Annotated in this window: 16 protein-coding genes; 9 read left to right on the forward strand and 7 right to left on the reverse strand. The window is 71.3% G+C overall.

What is annotated here, in order from left to right; genetic code table 11:
* Positions 1–14: 14 nt before the first annotated feature.
* Genes guaB through ACIHFD_RS39335 form a run of 3 tightly spaced genes read left to right on the forward strand, consistent with a single transcriptional unit; the run spans position 15 to position 3821 of the window.
* Positions 15–1496, forward strand: coding sequence for an IMP dehydrogenase (gene guaB / locus ACIHFD_RS39325; protein WP_397371274.1), 1482 nt, complete (start codon positions 15–17; stop codon positions 1494–1496).
* A 4-nt stretch (positions 1497–1500) separates the two neighbouring features.
* The gene (locus ACIHFD_RS39330) at positions 1501–2622 is read left to right on the forward strand and encodes a GuaB3 family IMP dehydrogenase-related protein (protein ID WP_355190294.1); all 1122 of its coding nucleotides are present in this window, start codon (positions 1501–1503) and stop codon (positions 2620–2622) included.
* Between the two features lie 5 nt (positions 2623–2627).
* Positions 2628–3821, forward strand: a complete 1194-nt coding sequence (locus ACIHFD_RS39335) for an RNA polymerase sigma factor (RefSeq protein WP_397371275.1) — start codon at positions 2628–2630, stop codon at positions 3819–3821.
* Here the strand turns inward: ACIHFD_RS39335 and ACIHFD_RS39340 are convergent.
* Positions 3799–4359 (reverse strand): dihydrofolate reductase family protein, encoded by a 561-nt coding sequence (locus ACIHFD_RS39340; protein ID WP_364243695.1) that lies wholly within the window; start codon positions 4357–4359, stop codon positions 3799–3801. The two genes, ACIHFD_RS39335 and ACIHFD_RS39340, sit on opposite strands and share 23 nt — an antisense overlap.
* A gap of 69 nt (positions 4360–4428) precedes the next feature.
* Here ACIHFD_RS39340 and ACIHFD_RS39345 point away from each other — a divergent pair, with 69 nt between their 5' ends.
* Genes ACIHFD_RS39345 through ACIHFD_RS39355 form a run of 3 tightly spaced genes read left to right on the forward strand, consistent with a single transcriptional unit; the run spans position 4429 to position 6230 of the window.
* A complete protein-coding gene (locus ACIHFD_RS39345) occupies positions 4429–5001 on the forward strand; it encodes a TetR family transcriptional regulator (RefSeq protein WP_364243692.1) in 573 nt (190 codons plus the stop codon).
* Positions 5002–5010: 9 nt separating this feature from the next.
* Positions 5011–5787: a phosphotransferase family protein gene (locus ACIHFD_RS39350; RefSeq protein ID WP_397371276.1), complete on the forward strand. Its 777-nt coding sequence runs from the start codon at positions 5011–5013 to the stop codon at positions 5785–5787.
* Entirely contained in the window at positions 5784–6230 is a 447-nt protein-coding gene (locus ACIHFD_RS39355) for a GNAT family N-acetyltransferase (protein WP_350731064.1), read from the forward strand. The genes ACIHFD_RS39350 and ACIHFD_RS39355 overlap by 4 nt, the downstream gene beginning before the upstream one ends.
* Here the strand turns inward: ACIHFD_RS39355 and ACIHFD_RS39360 are convergent.
* The 4 genes from ACIHFD_RS39360 to ACIHFD_RS39375 are packed head-to-tail and all read right to left on the reverse strand — an operon-like array spanning position 6220 to position 9965.
* Complete coding sequence (locus ACIHFD_RS39360; protein ID WP_397371277.1) at positions 6220–7044, reverse strand: ketose-bisphosphate aldolase; 825 nt, start codon at positions 7042–7044, stop codon at positions 6220–6222. The two genes, ACIHFD_RS39355 and ACIHFD_RS39360, sit on opposite strands and share 11 nt — an antisense overlap.
* Before the next feature lie 10 nt (positions 7045–7054).
* Positions 7055–7963 (reverse strand): 1-phosphofructokinase family hexose kinase, encoded by a 909-nt coding sequence (locus tag ACIHFD_RS39365; protein WP_350731067.1) that lies wholly within the window; start codon positions 7961–7963, stop codon positions 7055–7057.
* Positions 7963–9096 carry an N-acetylglucosamine-6-phosphate deacetylase gene (gene nagA, locus ACIHFD_RS39370; RefSeq protein ID WP_363962228.1) on the reverse strand — a complete coding sequence of 378 codons (1134 nt, stop codon included), beginning with the start codon at positions 9094–9096 and terminating at the stop codon, positions 7963–7965. Before nagA ends, ACIHFD_RS39365 begins: the two co-directional genes overlap by 1 nt.
* Complete coding sequence (locus tag ACIHFD_RS39375; RefSeq protein ID WP_397371278.1) at positions 9093–9965, reverse strand: SIS domain-containing protein; 873 nt, start codon at positions 9963–9965, stop codon at positions 9093–9095. Before ACIHFD_RS39375 ends, nagA begins: the two co-directional genes overlap by 4 nt.
* Before the next feature lie 129 nt (positions 9966–10094).
* Between ACIHFD_RS39375 and ACIHFD_RS39380 the strand changes: the two genes are divergently transcribed.
* The 3 genes from ACIHFD_RS39380 (at position 10095) to ACIHFD_RS39390 (ending at position 13240) form a co-directional block, all read left to right on the forward strand.
* Positions 10095–10865 (forward strand): DeoR/GlpR family DNA-binding transcription regulator, encoded by a 771-nt coding sequence (locus ACIHFD_RS39380; RefSeq protein ID WP_350731073.1) that lies wholly within the window; start codon positions 10095–10097, stop codon positions 10863–10865.
* 154 nt (positions 10866–11019) lie between these two features.
* Positions 11020–12693: a glycerol-3-phosphate dehydrogenase/oxidase gene (locus ACIHFD_RS39385; RefSeq protein ID WP_397371329.1), complete on the forward strand. Its 1674-nt coding sequence runs from the start codon at positions 11020–11022 to the stop codon at positions 12691–12693.
* 67 nt (positions 12694–12760) lie between these two features.
* A complete protein-coding gene (locus ACIHFD_RS39390) occupies positions 12761–13240 on the forward strand; it encodes a DinB family protein (protein ID WP_397371279.1) in 480 nt (159 codons plus the stop codon).
* Between the two features lie 68 nt (positions 13241–13308).
* Here the strand turns inward: ACIHFD_RS39390 and ACIHFD_RS39395 are convergent, their stop codons facing one another.
* Positions 13309–14562: a S8 family serine peptidase gene (locus tag ACIHFD_RS39395; RefSeq protein ID WP_397371280.1), complete on the reverse strand. Its 1254-nt coding sequence runs from the start codon at positions 14560–14562 to the stop codon at positions 13309–13311.
* Between the two features lie 171 nt (positions 14563–14733).
* Positions 14734–16710 (reverse strand): beta-propeller domain-containing protein, encoded by a 1977-nt coding sequence (locus tag ACIHFD_RS39400; RefSeq protein WP_397371281.1) that lies wholly within the window; start codon positions 16708–16710, stop codon positions 14734–14736.
* Positions 16711–16717 lie beyond the last annotated feature (7 nt).

Here is a 16717-nt window from a genome sequence, read left to right on the forward strand (position 1 = left end):
GAGGGGGCCGCAGCATGTCCAAGTTCACCGAGACAGGTTTGACCTTCGATGACGTGCTGCTGGTGCCCGGTTATTCAGACCTGCAGCCAGGCGAGGCCGATACCAGGGCCCGGCTGTCCCGGGGCATCACGCTGTCCATCCCGCTGGTCTCCGCGGCCATGGACACCGTCACCGAGGCCCGCATGGCGGTCGCCATGGCCCGCCAGGGCGGCATCGGCATCCTGCACCGCAACCTGTCGGTCGAGGAGCAGGCCCAGCAGGTCGACCTGGTCAAGCGGTCCGAGGCCGGCATGGTCACCAACCCGGTCACCTGCAGCCCCGACAACACGCTGGCTGACGTGGAGAAGCTCTGCGCGACGTACCGGATCTCGGGTGTGCCCGTGACGGACGTGGACGGCACGCTGCTCGGCATCGTGACCAACCGCGACATGCGCTTCGAGACCGACCAGTCGCGTGCCGTGCGCGAGGTCATGACCAAGATGCCGCTGGTCACCGCCCCGGTCGGGGTGTCGCGTGACGAGGCGTTCGCCCTGCTCCGGCGGAACAAGATCGAGAAGCTGCCGCTGGTCGACGCCGACGGCAGGCTGCGCGGCCTGGTCACGGTCAAGGACTTCACCAAGAGCGAGCAGTATCCGCTGTCCACCAAGGACGCCGACGGCCGGCTGGTCGTGGGGGCCGCCGTCGGCGTCGGTGGCGACGCCGAGCTGCGGGCCAAGGCGCTGATCGAGGCCGGCGTCGACGTGGTGGTCGTCGACGTGGCACACGGTCACTCCAAGGGCCTGGCCGACATGGTCGGCAAGATCAAGGCCAACAGCAAGGTGCAGGTCGTCGCGGGCAACATCGCGACCAGGGCCGGGGCGCAGATGCTGGTCGACGCGGGCGCGGACGCGGTCAAGGTGGGCGTCGGGCCCGGCTCGATCTGCACCACGCGGGTGGTGGCCGGGGTCGGCGCGCCGCAGGTCACGGCCATCTACGAGGCGTCCAAGGCGTGCGCGCCCGCGGGCGTGCCGGTCATCGGCGACGGCGGCCTGCAGTACTCCGGCGACATCGTCAAGGCCATCGCGGCCGGCGCCGACACGGTCATGCTGGGCTCGCTGCTCGCCGGCTGCGAGGAGTCGCCCGGTGAGCTGATCTTCATCAACGGCAAGCAGTTCAAGTCGTACCGGGGCATGGGCTCGCTCGGCGCGGTGCGCAACCGCGAGCGCGGCGGCACCTCCTTCAGCAAGGACCGCTACGCCCAGGCCGACGTCGGCGGCGACGACAAGTACATCCCCGAGGGCATCGAGGGTCAGGTGCCCTACCGCGGCCCGGTCGCGGCCGTCGCGCACCAGCTCGTCGGTGGCCTGCGCCAGGGCATGTGGTACGCCGGCTGCCGCACGATCATGCAGATGCACACCGACTGCGAGCTCATGCCGATCACGGCGGCGGGCCTCAAGGAGAGCCACCCCCACGACATCCAGATGACCGTGGAAGCTCCGAACTATCACAGAAGGTAAGTTCATGACTCAGCAGGTGGAGATCGGCCGGGGCAAGGCCGGACGGCGGGCGTACTCGCTTGACGAGATCGGCCTTGTTCCCTCGCGGCGCACCCGGGACCCGGAGGAGGTCTCGATCGCCTGGCAGATCGACGCCTACCGGTTCGAGCTGCCGGTAGTGGTCGCGCCCATGGACAGCGTGGTGTCCCCGGCGACCGCGATCGAGATCGGCCGCCTCGGCGGCCTCGCGCCGCTGGACCTCGAAGGGCTCTGGACGCGTTACGAGGACCCGTCGTCGCTGCTGGAGGAGTGCGCCGCGCTCGACGCGGAGGCGGCCACCAAGCGGCTCCAGGAGATCTACGCGGCGCCGATCCAGGAGGACCTGATCGGCCGGCGGATCGAGGAGATCCGGGCCTCCGGCGTGACCACCGCCGTGCGGCTGTCGCCGCAGCGCACGGTCCAGTACCACAAGGCCGTGATCGACGCGGGTGTCGACATCTTCGTCATCCGCGGCACCACCGTGTCGGCCGAGCACGTCTCGGGCCGGGCCGAGCCGCTCAACCTCAAGCAGTTCATCTACGAGCTGGACGTGCCGGTCATCGTGGGCGGCTGCGCCACGTACACGGCGGCCCTGCACCTGATGCGCACCGGCGCGGCGGGCGTGCTGGTGGGCTTCGGCGGCGGCGCCTCGCACACGACGCGCAACGTGCTGGGCGTGGCCGTGCCGATGGCCACGGCGATCTCCGACGTGGCGGCGGCGCGGCGCGACTACATGGACGAGTCCGGCGGGCGCTACGTGCACGTGATCGCCGACGGCGGCATGGGCACCTCCGGTGACATCGCCAAGGCCATCGCCTGCGGGGCCGACGCCGTGATGGTGGGCTCGCCGCTGGCCAGGGCCGCCGAGGCGCCGGGTCACGGGTTCCACTGGGGTTCGGAGGCGCACCACCCCGACCTGCCGCGCGGCCGGCGGGTCGAGTTCGGGACGGTCGGCACGCTGGAGCAGATCCTGCACGGGCCGTCGAGCGTGGCCGACGGCTCGATGAACCTGATGGGCGCGCTCAAGCGGACGATGGCCTCCACCGGCTACTCGGACATCAAGGAATTCCAGCGCGTCGAGGTCGTGGTGGCCCCGATCCAGCGCTGACGCCCATGCCGGAGACCGCGGTCGAGCGGGTGTTCCGCGAGGAGTACGGCAGGTCCGTCGCCGTGCTCGTGCGGGTCTTCGGTGACATCGACATCGCCGAGGAGGCGGTGCAGGAGGCGTTCAGCGTGGCGGTGCGGCAGTGGCCGTCCGCCGGCGTGCCGCCGAGCCCGGCCGGGTGGATCATCACGACCGCCCGCAACCGGGCCGTCGACCGGTTGCGCAGGGAGTCGGCGCGGCCTGGCAAGTATGCGCAGGCCGCGCTCCTGCACGCCCAGGACGAGCCCGCGGACGTGGGGCCCGTCCAGGACGACCGGCTGCGGCTGATCTTCACGTGCTGCCATCCCGCGCTGGCCGTCCACGCGCGGGTGGCTCTCACGCTGCGGCTGCTCGGCGGGCTGACGACGGCGGAGATCGCCCGCGCGTTCCTGGTGCCCGAGGCGACGCTGGCGCAGCGGCTGGTGCGGGCGAAGAGCAAGATCCGGACCGCCGGGATCCCGTACCGGATCCCGGCGCAGGCCGATCTGCCCGAACGCCTGCGCGCGGTGCTGGCCGTGGTCTACCTGATCTTCAACGAGGGATATACGGCCGTCCGTGCGGACCTGTGCGCCGAGGCCGTCCGGCTCGGGCGGTTGCTGGTCGAGCTCATGCCGGACGAGCCCGAGGTCATGGGGCTGCTGGCGCTGATGCTGCTGATCGAGTCGCGCCGCGCCGCCCGTACCTCCGAGGAGGGCGAGCTGGTGCTGCTGGGGGAGCAGGACCGCGGGCTGTGGGACCGCGAGCTCATCGCGGAGGGCCAGGAGCACGTACGGCGGTGCCTGCGGCGTGACGAGCCCGGCCCGTACCAGATCCAGGCCGCGATCAACGCCGTGCACAGCGACGCGGCGAGCGCGAAGGACACCGACTGGGGGCAGATCGTGCGGCTGTACGACCTGCTGGTGCGGCTCGACCCGGGCCCGGTCGTGGCGGTGCACCGGGCGGTGGCGGTGGCCGAGGTGGAGGGACCCGAGGTGGCGTTGGGGCTGCTCAAGGGGCCCGACGACTACTACATGTTCCACGCGGTGCGGGCCGACCTGCTGCGGCGGCTCGGGCGCGAGGAGGAGGCCGCGGCGGCGTACGAGGCCGCGGCCGCGCGGGCGGGCAACGACGTGGAGCGGGACTTCCTGCGCAGGCGGTTGATCACTGGCGGGCGTACGTCATGACCACCGCCCCGTTGCTGTAGGTCTTCGAGCCGGTCAGCGTGAACACGGTCGGCCGGAACTCGCCGTCGAACGCCGGGATGCCCGCCCCGGCCACCACCGGGTAGCACTTGATGATCAACTCGTCGATCTCCGGCAGCAGGGCGCCGGCCAGCTTACCGCCCCCGCAGAGGTAGATGTCCAGGCCGTCCTCCTCCTTGAGCCGGCGCACCAGGCCGAGCGGGTCGCCGGTGACCAGCTCGACGGCCGGGTCCTCGACCTCCATGGTGCTGGACACGACGTACTGCCGCAGGTGGGCGTACGGGCTGGTCACGGCCTTGTCGATCTGGTACGTGGCGCGGCCCATGAGCACCGTGTCGAAGCGCTGGTTGGGCGCGTCGAGGCCGATCATGGCGCGGAGGTGGGTGGGGACGGTCTCGGGGTAACGGGCGTTGACGTCGGCCATCATGTCGTCGGCCCACGGGTAGAAGTCGAACTCGCCGTTCGGCCCCGCGATGTAGCCGTCGATGGAGGTGGCGATGTAGTACACGAGCTTCCGCAAAATGACTCCAGATAAAGTACTATGGTTGAAGTGGTTTGACCGTAGTACTACAGATGGAGTGATGTCAACGTGGTCAGGCAGAACGTCGCCAGGCGGACGGCGCTGGTCGATGCCGCGATCGAGGTGCTGGCCAGGGAAGGGGCCCGCGGACTGACGTTCAGGGCGGTGGACAAGCAGGCGGAGGTGCCGCCGGGCACCGCGTCCAACTACTTCCCCAGTCGCGACGAGCTGTTCACCCAGGCGGGCGGCCGGATCTACGAGCTCCTGCAGCCGGAGGCCGCCATGACCGCCGCCCACATGAGCGGGCCGCGTGACCGTGACCGGGTGGTCGCGCTGATGCACGAGGTGGTCGATCGCGTGGCGGCGTACAGGTCGGGCTACCTGGCGCTGCTGGAGCTGCGCCTGGAGGCCACCCGGCGGCCGGAGCTGCGGGCCGTGCTGACCGAGCGGATCCGCGCCGACGTGGACGCGAACGTGCGCAACCACCTCGAATCGGGCCTCCCCGGCGACACGACGAGCGTGGTGCTGCTCTACCTCGCCATGAACTGGTTGGTCGTCGAGCGGCTCACACTGCCCGACGTGTTCGGCGAGGAGGAGATCCACAAGCTCGTGACCAGCGCCGTTGAGCGGTTGGTGCCCTAGCATGCGGGCATGGCCGACCTACGCCACACGCACGAGCTGGCCTTCGCCGGCGACGTCGTCATCAAGCGCTACATGGACAGCAAGCCCGGCGCGGCCGAGCGCGAGTGGCGCGCGCTGAACCTGCTGGCCGAGCACGCCCCCGGCCTGGCCCCCGAGCCGATCGGCTACGAGGACGGCGTGGTGACGATGTCCCGGATCGACGGGGTGTCGCTGCGCGGGCTGCTCGCGACGGCCGTGCACGTGGCGGCCCTGGTCGAGGCGCTGACCGAGCTGCACACCGCGGTGCCGCCGCACGTGCTCAGGGCCGTTCCGCTGCGCCCGTGGCAGCTGGAGGCGCTCGCCGACTGGGCCGGGCGGCGCGGCGAGCACTGGCAGCCCAGGGACCCGCTGGCGGACCGGGCGGTCAAGGAGGGCACGCGGTGGCTGCGGAGCTGGTCGCCGGGTGAGTCGGGGGTCACGCCGGCGTTCGGGGCGGGAGACGGCAACCTGGCGAACTTCCTGTGGGACGGCACCCGCGTCCGTATCGTCGACTACGAGGACTCGGGGCGCAGCGACGTGGCGTTCGAGCTGGCCGAGATGGCCGAGCACGTGTCGATGTGGGTGGACGGCGAGGTGGAGATCGCGCACCGGTTCGAGCTGAGCCCGGCGGAGGAGCGGCGGATGCGCGACTGCCGCAGGCTGCACGCGCTCGTCTGGCTGTTCCTGCTCTCGCACGAGCACCCGCGCAATCCGCCGGGCACCTTCGAACGACAGGTCGAACGCGTGCTGGCAACATTGGCGGCATGAGACTGGCGGATCACACCGACAAGGCGGCCGTGGAGCGGCTGGTCCACGACGCGTACTCGCCCTGGATCGAGGTCGTCGGCATGCGGCCGCTGCCGATGGAGGCCGACTACGGTGCGCTCATCGCGGCCGGCCGGGTGCACGTCACCGACGCGCTCGACGGGCTCCTCGACGGGCTCATCGTGCTCGTCCCCGAGGACGGCGTCCTGCTGGTGGAGAACGTCGCCGTGCGGCCCGGCCGCCAGGGCAGGGGCCTCGGGCGGGCGCTGATGGCGTACGCCGAGGAGGAGGCGCGCCGGCTGGGGCTGCCCGCGCTGCGCCTCTACACCAACGTCAAGATGACCACCAACATCGCGCTGTACGAGTCGCTCGGCTACGTCGAGACCGGCCGCATGGGGGTAGAAGGCCGCTCCGCGGTCATGATGCGCAAACAGCTCACCCCGTGAGGACGCCCAGGAGGTGGCTGACCTCCCTGGCCACCGCGTCCCGCCCGGCCTTGAGATATTTGCGGGAGTCGACCACGCGCTCGTCGTGGGCCAGGTAGTCGCGCACCGCGCCGGTGAACGCCTTGTTGAGGTGGGTCGCGATGTTGATCTTCTTCATTCCGGTCCGCACGGCCTCGCGCAGCACGTCGTCCGGCACCCCCGACGAGCCGTGCAGCACCAGCGGCACCGGCACCGCGGCCCGCAGCTCGGCGATGAGCGCCAGGTCCAGCACCGCGTCCTTGGTCGTCATGGCGTGCGAGGTGCCCACGGCCACGGCCAGGGCGTCGACCCCGGTCTTGGCGACGTAGTCGACCGCTTCGTGCGGCTTGGTGCGCGCGCCGGGCGCGTGCACGCCGTCCTTGCCCCCGACCTCGCCCAGCTCGGCCTCCACCCACACGCCGCGCTCGTGGCACCACGCCACCACCTCGGCGGTCGTGCGGACGTTCTCGTCGTCGGGCAGCGCCGAGGCGTCGAACATCACCGAGCCCAGCCCCAGCTTCACCGCCTCCTCCACGAGCGCGCGGTCGGTGGCGTGGTCGAGGTGGACCGCGACCGGCACCTCGGCCTGCCTGGCCACCGCCAGCGAGGCCAGCGCGACGGGCTCCAGCGCGCCGTGGTAGCGCACGCAGTTTTCGCTGATCTGCAGCACGACCGGCAGGCCCAGGGCCTCGGCGCCGGCCACGATGGCGGTGGCGTGCTCGAGCTGGATCACGTTGAAGGCGCCCACCCCGGCGGGCGACTGGCGGACGATGTCGCCGATGGCAACAAGGGGCATGACATGCTCCTTACGTGATGATGATCTGGGGGTGTATGTCGGCGTAGACGTCGGGGTCGAAGTCGCCGGCCACGGGCGCGGCCACGGCGGCCGCGCCGAGCGCCGCGGCCCGCCTGAGGCTGTCGGGCCACGACGCCGACTCCACCAGGCCCAGCGCGAGCCCGGCGACCAGCGAGTCGCCCGCCCCCGTCGGATTACCCCGCACGGTGTACGGCATGCGCGCGGTGAAGGTGCCCTCCCCGGTGACCGCCAGCAGCCCGTCGGCGCCCATGGACACCACCACGGCCCCGGCGCCCTGGCTGCGCAGCGCCTGCGCGCCCTCGGCCGGGCTGCCGCCGGGGACGGCCCTGGCCAGCTCCTCCCGGTTGGGCTTGACCACGGAGGGACGGCCCTTGGGAGCGTGGCGGAGGGGATCGCCGTCGGCGTCCACGATGGCCGGGACCCCCTTGCCGGCGGCGACGGCCGCCAGCGTGGCGTAGGTGTCGGCGGGGACGCCACGCGGGAGGCTGCCCGAGATGACGACCGCGCCGGCGGCGTCGAGGAGCGATTCGAAACGCCGGACGAAGCCCGCCAGCTCGGCTGGGGTGACCTCCGGGCCGGGCTCGTTGAACAGCGCGGTACGCGTGCCCGCCTGCTCCGAGACGACCAGCGTCGTGCGGGAGTCGGCGGCGACGGGGTGCAGGGCGGCGGGCAGGCCGGCCGCCCGCAGGTCGTCCTCGATCGCCCGCCCGGTGGGGCCGCCCGCGAGCCCGGTGACCAGCACGTCCTGGCCCAGCGCGGCCAGGACGCGGGCGACGTTGACGCCCTTGCCGCCGGCGCGCCGGTGCACCGCGCTGACCCGGTTGACCCCGTCCCAGTCGACGTCGGGGACCTGGTAGGTCACGTCGAGGGCGGCGTTGAGCGTCACGGTGAGGATCATCAGGGCTCCGTGATCCAGACGCCGTCCTTCATCACCCCGGCCACCTCCAGCGAGTCGGACAGGACCACCAGGTCGGCCGCCTTGCCCACGGCGATCGAGCCGATCCGGTCGGCCAGGCCCAGCACCCGCGCGGGCGTCAGGGAGGCCACCTGGACCGCGTCGGGCAGCGACATCCCGACCTCCTGGACGCTGCGCCGGAACGCGACGTCCATGGTCAGCGTGGATCCCGCGATCGAGCCGCCCTCGACCAGCCTGGCCACGCCGTCCTCCACCCGCACCCGCATGGGGCCGAGCACGTAGTCGCCGTCGCCGAGCCCGGTGGCCGACATCGCGTCGGTGATCAGCGCCGTCCGGCCGGGACCCGCCACCTCGTACGCCAGGCGCAGCATGGCCGGATGCACGTGCACGCCGTCGTTGATCAGCTCGACCGTCACCCGCTCGTCGTCGAGCAGCGCGGCCACCGGGCCGGGCGCGCGGTGGCCCAGCGGCGGCATCGCGTTGTAGAGGTGGGTCGCCACGCTCGCGCCCGCCTCGATGCCCTCGATCGTCGTCTCGTAGTCGGCGTCGCTGTGCCCCACGGCCGCGATCACGCCCTCGGCGGCGGCCATGCGGATGAAGTCGAGCGCGCCGGGCAGCTCGGCCGCGATGGTCACCATGCGGACGTGCCCGCGCCCGGCCTTCAGCAGCTCCGAGAGCTCCTGCCGGGACGGCTCCCGCAGCAGCGTCGGGTCGTGCGCGCCGCAGCGGGCCTTGGCGATGTAGGGGCCTTCGAGGTGGATGCCGGTCAGCAGCCCTTCCTCGCACAGCTCGGCCAGCGCCGCCACGGCCCTGGTCAGCCCGTCGATCGAGTCGGTGACCAGGCTGGCCATGGTCGTGGTGGTGCCGTGGCGGCGGTGCAGCTCGACGGCCTCGCGCGCCTTGTCCTGCTCGCCGGTCGGGAACGAGCCGCCCGCGCCCCCGTGGTTGTGGATGTCCACGAACCCGGGGATGACGTGCCGCCCACCCACGCTCAGACCCTGACCTGGGGCGGATCCGCGGCCGACATGCGTGATGCGGCCGTCTTCGATGGTCAGCCACCCCTCGTGGACCCCCTCGGGGGTCACGATCCTGGCGTCGGCAAGAGTAAGGCTCATGAAGAAAGGATCACAGATCGCGTGAGGTGCATGGGCTCGTCCGGGTTCAGCCCTTGGGCGAAGGCCCGGGCGACGGCCACCCGCTGCGCGCGGACCAGCTCGGCCATGGGGTCGAGCGCGGTCTCGAAGAACGTCCCGCCGGTCTCCTCGACCTGCGCGCGCAGGCCCTCGGGGGCGGCGCCGAGCATCCACGTCACGCGTCCGGGAGCGGCGATGCTGATCGGGCCGTGCCGGTACTCCATCGCCGGGTACGCCTCCGTCCACGAGCGGGACGCCTCGCGCATCTTCAGCGCCGCCTCCTGCGCCAGGCCGACCGACCAGCCGGCGCCGAGGAAGCTGAACTGCTCGGCCCGCACCAGCTCGTCGGGCAGCGGCGCGGCCACGGCGGCCTCGGCGTCCTCGACGGCCTTGGTGAGGTCCTCGCCGAGGCTGGCGCGCAGCAGGGCCAGCTGCGTGGTCGCGAACCTGGTCTGCACGACCGACTGCTCGTCGGCGTAGTCGAGCACGACGACCTCGTCGGCAGCCGTCATGATCGGCGTGTCGGGGTCGGCGGTGATGGCCGTGGTCTTCGTGGTCGTCCTGGCCAGCAGCTCCAGCACCTCGGTCGTGGTGCCGGACCGGCTCAGCGCGAGCACGCGGTCGTACGAGCGCCCGATCGGGGCCTCGGAGGCGGCGAAGGCGTCGGTCTCGCCGTGCCCGGCCCGCTCGCGCAGGGCGGCGTACGCCATCGCGATGAACCACGACGTGCCGCACCCGACCACGGCGACCCGCTCGCCGTGGCGCGGCAGCGCGTCGGCGGGAACGCTCGCGATGGCGCGGCGCCAGCACGACGGCTGGGACGCGATCTCGGCCTCGGTGTGGGTGGTCACCACTTGCCTCCCCGGCGATTGATTGTTTCTGCTGGTTTTATACCAGGAAAGTGCATTAATGGACACTGTTGGCCCTGCCCTGGCTGGTTGTGCCACGCTTGCCCTTGTCCCCATCGCCTAGGAGGCCTTGTGTCCCGGTACGACCGCTGGAACGCCATCCTCGAGCTGGTGGCCCAGGAGGGCAGACTGTCGGTGGAGGAGGCCAGCCAGGCGCTCGGCGTCTCCACGGCGACGATCCGGCGGGACTTCGACCAGCTGGCCCAGCAGCAGATGCTCATGCGCACGCGGGGCGGGGCGGTCGCGCAGAGCGTGAGCTACGACCTGCCGCTGCGCTACAAGACGGCCAGGCACGCCGACGAGAAGCACCGCATCGCGACCGCGGCGGCCGAGCTGGTGACGCCCGGCGCCGTGGTGGGGCTCAACGGCGGCACGACCACCTCGGAGCTGGCGCGCACGCTCGCCACGCTGTCCACGCTGGAGAGCGGGTTCACGATCGTCACGAACGCGCTGAACATCGCGGCCGAGCTGACCGTCCGCCAGCACGTCAAGATCGTGGTGACCGGCGGGGTGGCCAGGCAGCAGTCGTACGAGCTCATCGGGCCGCTGGCCACCGGGGTGCTGGAGCAGGTGACGCTGGACGTGGCGTTCCTCGGGGTGGACGCGCTCGACGTCGAGCTCGGCGCGTCGGCCCACCACGAGGGGGAGGCGAGCGTCAACCACCTGCTGATCAGCCGGGCCGCGCACGTGGTCGTGGTGGCCGACTCCTCCAAGATCGGGAAGCGGGCCTTCTCCCGGATCTGCCCGATCGGGCAGATCGACACGCTGGTCACCGACGCCCAGCTCTCCGACGCGCTGGCCGCGGAGCTGACGGAGGCGGGCGTGAAGGTCATCCGCGCCTGATCCCCCGGCGTCGTCGCCCGCCGCGTTACAGCGTGACCGCCCTGAGGGTAGGTATCGAGGCGCAGGCGACAAAGCCGTATCAGGGGGAGATATGACGCCGGGAAGGTGCGTGGCTCAGCTCGGGCCGGCGGAGCGGACCGCGGCCTTGGAGCGCATGGCCGGGGAGAACTTCGACGTGGTCGTGGTCGGCGGCGGCATCGTGGGCGCCGGGATCGCGCTCGACGCCGCGACCAGAGGGCTCGACGTGGCCCTGGTGGAGGCCAGGGACTTCGCCTCCGGCACTTCCTCGCGCTCCTCGAAGCTCATCCACGGGGGCCTGCGATACCTGGAGCAGCTCAACTTCGAGCTGGTGCGCGAGGCCCTGCGGGAGCGGGCGCTGCTGCTCCAGCGGATCGCCCCGCACCTGGTCAAGCCGGTGCCGTTCCTCTTCCCGCTGACCCACTACGTGTGGGAGCGGGTCTACGTCGGCGCGGGCGTGGCGCTCTACGACACGCTCGGCGCCGCCGGCGGGACCACCCGCGGCGTGCCGGGCCACCGGCATCTGTCCAGGTCGCGGGCGCTGCGCCTGGCCCCGGCGCTCAAGAAGTCCGCCCTCACGGGCGCCGTCCAGTACTGGGACGCGCAGATGGACGACGCCCGCTACGTGGTGAGCCTGCTGCGCACCGCCGCCACCTACGGCGCGCAGATCGCGCCGCGGGCGCAGGTGCTGGGGTTCCTGCGGGAGGGCGAGCGGGTCACCGGCGTACGCGTGCGCGACCTGGAGCTGGGTGACGAGCTGGATGTACGCGCCCAGCAGGTGGTGAACGCCACCGGCGTCTGGACCGACGACATCCAGGAGCTGGTCGGAGGCCGGGGCCAGATCCACGTACGCGCGTCCAAGGGCATCCACCTCGTGGTCCCGCGGGACCGGATCCACTCGCTGACCGGGATCATCCTGCGCACGGAGAAGTCCGTGCTCTTCGTGATCCCCTGGGGCCGCCACTGGATCATCGGCACCACCGACACCGAGTGGACGCTCGACAAGAGCCACCCCGCCGCCTCCCGCGCGGACATCGACTACCTGCTCGACCACGTCAACTCCGTCCTGTCCGTGCCCCTGAACCACGACGACGTCGAAGGCGTCTACGCGGGGCTGCGCCCGCTGCTGTCGGGCGAGTCGGAGGAGACCTCCAAGCTGTCCAGGGAGCACGTGGTGGCGCACCCGGTGCCGGGCCTGGTCATGATCGCGGGCGGGAAGTACACGACCTACCGGGTCATGGCCAAGGACGCGGTGGACGCCGTGGCGCACGGGCTCGACCAGCGGGTGCCGCGTTCGTGCACCGACCGCATCCCGCTCGCGGGCGCCGAGGGCTTCCAGGCGCTGTGGAACTCCAGGCACCGCATCGCCCTCACCTCCGGGCTGCACGTGGCCAGGATCGAGCACCTGCTGCAGCGCTACGGCTCGATGATCGACGAGGTGCTGGAGCTGATCGAGCACGAGCCGTCGCTGGGCAGGCCGCTGTCGGGAGCCGACGACTATCTGCGCGCCGAGATCGTCTACGCCGCCACCCACGAGGGGGCCAGGCATCTCAACGACGTGCTGACCCGGCGTACGCGCATCTCGATCGAGACCTTCCACCGTGGCCTGGCCGTGGCGCAGGAGGCCGCCGAGCTGATGGCGGGGCCGCTCGGCTGGGACAGCGAGCAGGTGAAAAGGGAGGTGGAATACTACACAAAGCGTGTCGAGGCGGAGCGCCGCTCGCAGGAGCAGGTCTCCGACCAGGAGGCCGACGCGATCAGGCTCGGCGCGCCGGAGATCGTCCCCGTCGTCGCCCCGGAGCAGTCATGAGCGAGCGTAGCGAGCGAACAATTGGACACGCGAGCGACTCGCTCGTGCGACCGACGAAGGAGGGCGCATGAGCGAGCCGTCCAACCAGCTTTCCGACCCCCGCGCGCTGCTGGAGGGCTACCTCGACCACTATCGCGAGGAGATCCTGCGCAAGCTGGACGGGTTCCCCGAACCCGAGGTGAGCCGGGTGCCGTCGGGGTGGACGCCCGTGTCGATGCTCAAGCACCTGGCGTACATGGAGCGGCGCTGGTTCGTCTGGGACTTCGCGGGCGAGCAGGTCGAGGACCCGTGGAGCGACCGCGACGAGGACGACAGGTTCGTCGCGGCCGAGTCGTTCGAGGAGATCAAGGACTTCTACCTGGCGCAGTGCGAGCGGTCCAGGCAGGCGGTGGCGGGGGCGGGCCTGTCCGACGTGGCCTCGCGGATCGGCCGGTTCCAGCCGCCCAAGGAGCCGCCGACGCTGGCGTGGATCATGTTCCACGTCCTGGAGGAGTACATGCGCCACGCCGGCCACCTGGACATCGCCCGCGAGCTGGCCGAGTCGTAAGGGGGAGGGGGAGGGGGCGGCACGCGGCGCTGCGGGATCCGCGCACCGCCCCTATCCGGGATGGTCTATCAGTACTGCGTGGCGTCGTGCACGTCGAGCAGGGGCTCCTTGACGCCGTCGCCGGAGTCGTCGGTCCAGTTGGAGTTACCGGTGGAGATCAGCTTGGTCCGTACGGCCAGCGAGCCCGCCCTGGTCGTCGGCTTGCGGGCGCCCGCGGTGAGGATGCCGGCCGCGCCCGCCACGTGGGGGCTGGCCATCGAGGTGCCGCTGATCGTGTTGTAGCCGCCGTTCATCCACGTCGAGTAGATGCAGGTGCCGGGTGCGGTGATCTCGACGGTGGCGCCGAAGTTGGAGTAGAACGCCGAGGTGTCGTCCTGGTCGGTCTCGCTGCGGCACGAGAGCGTGCTGCCGCCCGCGCCGCCGGCCAGGCCGTCGTTGTCGGTCAGCGCCGAGACGGTGACCACGTCGGGGTGGTTGGCGGGGAAGAACGAGGACGTGTTCGCGTGGTTGTTGCCCGCGGCCACCACGACCACGATGCCGGCGTTGACGGCCCTGGTGATCGCGTTGGTGATCGCGCTGCTCGTGCAGCCGTTGCAGCCCAGGCTCAGGTTGATGACCTCGATGGTGGAGGCGCGGGCCACCACCCAGTCGATTCCGGCGGCGATCCCGGCCAGGGTGCCGGAGCCGGCGGAGTTGAGCACCTTCACGGCGTGGATGCGGGCGCCGGGGGCGACGCCGACCGAGCCGATGGAGTTGTCGATCGCGCCGACGATGCCCGCGACGTGCGAGCCGTGGCCGTTGTCGTCGACGCCGGCGTTGTTCGTGCAGACGCCGGACACGCAGTTGGCGCGGGCGACCACGTTCAGGTCGGGGTGGGTGTAGTCGACGCCGGTGTCGATGACGGCGACGTCCGTGTCGATGCGCACGTCATCGGTGCCGTCGATGTCGAGGTTCGGGTTGCTGGGGCCGAAGATGCGCCGTACGCCGGTGGGCGTGGTCTGCGCGAAGGCGGTCACCTCGGCGTCGGGCTCGACGCTGAGGACGTTCGGGTTCCGCTTGAGCTGCTCGGCCGCGCTCGCGCTCAGGCGGGCGGTGTAGCCCTTGAACGCGTGCTCGTAGACGCCGACGAGCTGGCCGCCGGCCTGGGACACCTGGTCCTGGGCCGCGCTGCGGGGCGCCGCCCGCATGGTCGGCTTGAGTTCGACGATGTACGTCCCTTCCGCGGCCTGCGCGTCCTGCGTGGCGGCGGAGGCAGGCGGCGGCGCCATGGCTAACGCCACGGCGCTGACGAGCAATGCGAGCAGGGGGGTGCGTGTTCGCATCGGCGTGAGCCCTTCCTGTGTCGCGGACCCAGGAGACCCATGTCATGACAAATCCACTGAGTCCGACATTACATGGTTAGTAAAGTTTTCATCAGTTGTCGGGTTCTGTCCATCGAAAAAGGTGCCAATTTCATACGAAATCAGCACCTTTTCTTGAGTGGATTTTTGTGCTCAGCGGAGCGGGATCCAGGCCTGTTGTGCCAGCGTGGCGGCGTCGTTGACCTGCATGCCGTCGTACGAGAGCGTCCAGATCGAGTCGCCGATGACCAGCGCCCGCTCGATCCCGGCCTGGTACTCGTCCTTGGCCGGGTGCTTGATCATGCCCAGCTTCGTCACGCCCGAGTCGTCGATCTTCAGCACGAGTCCGCCCGACTCGTTCTGCTGGGTCAGCGGGATCACCGCCAGACCGGTCTTGGGCCAGTACAGGAACGCGTGCGGGTCCCACTCGGCCGCCGAGCCCGAGTCCTTCTGGAACAGCTGCGACAGCCTGCGCGGGCCCGCCGGATCGCTCACGTCGAACAGCGACACCTGCGTGCCCAGCGTCCTGCCCTTCTCGCTGGCCTCCTGGCCGATGCCGATCAGCCGGCCCTCGGCGCCGGGGTGCAGGTACGCGGAGTAGCCGGTGATCTTCAGCTCGCCCGTCACCTTGGGCGCCGCCGCGTCGCGCAGGTCGAGCGTGTAGAGCGGGTCGACCTGCTTGAACGTGACGCAGTAGCCGACCGGGCCGATGAACCTGACCGAGTAGATCCGCTCGCCCTCGCCGAGGCCGCCGACCTCGCCGGTCTTGGCCATGGTGTCGGCCTTGAGCACGTACACGGCGCTGGAGCTGGTCTTGCCGTCCGGGGAGGTGAGCGTGGTGGCGACGCGCAGGTGACCGTCGTACTCCGACAGCGAGTACTGGTTCAGCAGCCGGCCCGGGACCTTGCCCGAGGCCACGTAGGAGGGCGCGCCGGGCGAGCCGATGTCGAACCGGTGGACCTCGGTCTCCTCGGGCGGGATCGTCGGCGTCGGGCTGGGCGTCGGGGTGTCCGGCACCGGAGGGCTCGTGGGCGTGGGCTCCACGGCCGGGGCGGCGTCCCCGGAGGACGGTGCGGTCGTCGGGGTCTCCACCGCCGGTTCGCTGATCACCACCGGCATCCACCAGCGCGGGTTGCTGGCCACGTAGAGGCTGCTGCCGGTGCCGTACACGATGTCGCCGTCGGCCGCCAGGCTGATCGGGTCGGTGCCCGCGGCGGTCACGCCCTGCGCCAGGTCGATGGTGTGCACGGTCAGCAGCGAGGTGCCGGTGTAGTCGGCCGGGTGGCTGATCCGCTCGCACTTCACCGAGTCCTTCTTGACGGTGCCGGACGCGTCGGTGATCTCGATCTTGGGGAGCCAGGCGTCCGCCGGGGCCTGCCGGACCGCGGCCTGGTTGCGCTTGACACGCTCGGCCTCGGAGACGTCGTCCTTGAACTCGGGGAAGGCGATGTCCGGCTGGCTGCGGGTGACCAGCCTGACCGTGGAGCCGACCATCCTGGCGTCCACGTACGAGCCCTGCGGCTTGATCGTGCTCAGCACCTTGGGCTTGCCCGACAGGTCGACCAGCACGTACCTGGTGTCGCCCGGCGGGGCGAAGCCGGCCATCCGCTTGTACATGATGTCGCCGCCGCGCATCAGCACCAGCGCGCGGTCGCCCGAGACGAGCAGGTCGGCGGGCACGCCGGGCCCGTTCTCGCCCTCCGTCAGCTTGAGCGAGCCGGTGACCTTCCTGGTGGCGGTGTCGATGATCCGCAGGACGCCGTCCTTGACGGTGATGACCCGGTCGCCGTCCGTCTTGACCACGTCGGGCTCGTCCACGCCGGTCTCGTGCACGTTCGTCGTGGAGTGCTCGGGGGTGCTCGTCTTGGCGTTCGCGGTGACCGAGCGGGCGGAGTCCTCCATGGCGGCGAAGGGCAGCACGTTGTCGAACCCCCACGGGGTGACGCGCTGGGCGGCGTGCTCGCGCAGCCCCGACAGCAGGTCGTCGCAGCCGGTGTAGGCCACCAGGCGGATCGCGCCGAGCGAGCTCACCCTGGGCTTCGGCGGCGCGCCCGCGGTCGTGGAGGTGCAGGCGACCGCGGCGGTCGCCAGCGCCGCGACGGTCGCGGCCGTGCGGATCAGCGTCTTCATGCCCTCA

The organism is Nonomuraea sp. NPDC051941 (assembly GCF_044593615.1).

What these genes read in the sequence shown, in the direction of transcription:
- guaB (WP_397371274.1), top strand. Translation starts at nt 15, where the DNA reads ATGTCCAAGTTCACCGAGACAGGTTTGACCTTCGATGACGTGCTGCTG.
- ACIHFD_RS39330 (WP_355190294.1), top strand. Translation starts at nt 1,501, where the DNA reads ATGACTCAGCAGGTGGAGATCGGCCGGGGCAAGGCCGGACGGCGGGCG.
- ACIHFD_RS39335 (WP_397371275.1), top strand. Translation starts at nt 2,628, where the DNA reads ATGCCGGAGACCGCGGTCGAGCGGGTGTTCCGCGAGGAGTACGGCAGG.
- ACIHFD_RS39350 (WP_397371276.1), top strand. Translation starts at nt 5,011, where the DNA reads ATGGCCGACCTACGCCACACGCACGAGCTGGCCTTCGCCGGCGACGTC.
- ACIHFD_RS39355 (WP_350731064.1), top strand. Translation starts at nt 5,784, where the DNA reads ATGAGACTGGCGGATCACACCGACAAGGCGGCCGTGGAGCGGCTGGTC.
- ACIHFD_RS39360 (WP_397371277.1), bottom strand. Translation starts at nt 7,044, where the DNA reads ATGCCCCTTGTTGCCATCGGCGACATCGTCCGCCAGTCGCCCGCCGGG.
- ACIHFD_RS39365 (WP_350731067.1), bottom strand. Translation starts at nt 7,963, where the DNA reads ATGATCCTCACCGTGACGCTCAACGCCGCCCTCGACGTGACCTACCAG.
- nagA (WP_363962228.1), bottom strand. Translation starts at nt 9,096, where the DNA reads ATGAGCCTTACTCTTGCCGACGCCAGGATCGTGACCCCCGAGGGGGTC.
- ACIHFD_RS39385 (WP_397371329.1), top strand. Translation starts at nt 11,020, where the DNA reads ATGGCCGGGGAGAACTTCGACGTGGTCGTGGTCGGCGGCGGCATCGTG.
- ACIHFD_RS39390 (WP_397371279.1), top strand. Translation starts at nt 12,761, where the DNA reads ATGAGCGAGCCGTCCAACCAGCTTTCCGACCCCCGCGCGCTGCTGGAG.
- ACIHFD_RS39395 (WP_397371280.1), bottom strand. Translation starts at nt 14,562, where the DNA reads ATGCGAACACGCACCCCCCTGCTCGCATTGCTCGTCAGCGCCGTGGCG.
- ACIHFD_RS39400 (WP_397371281.1), bottom strand. Translation starts at nt 16,710, where the DNA reads ATGAAGACGCTGATCCGCACGGCCGCGACCGTCGCGGCGCTGGCGACC.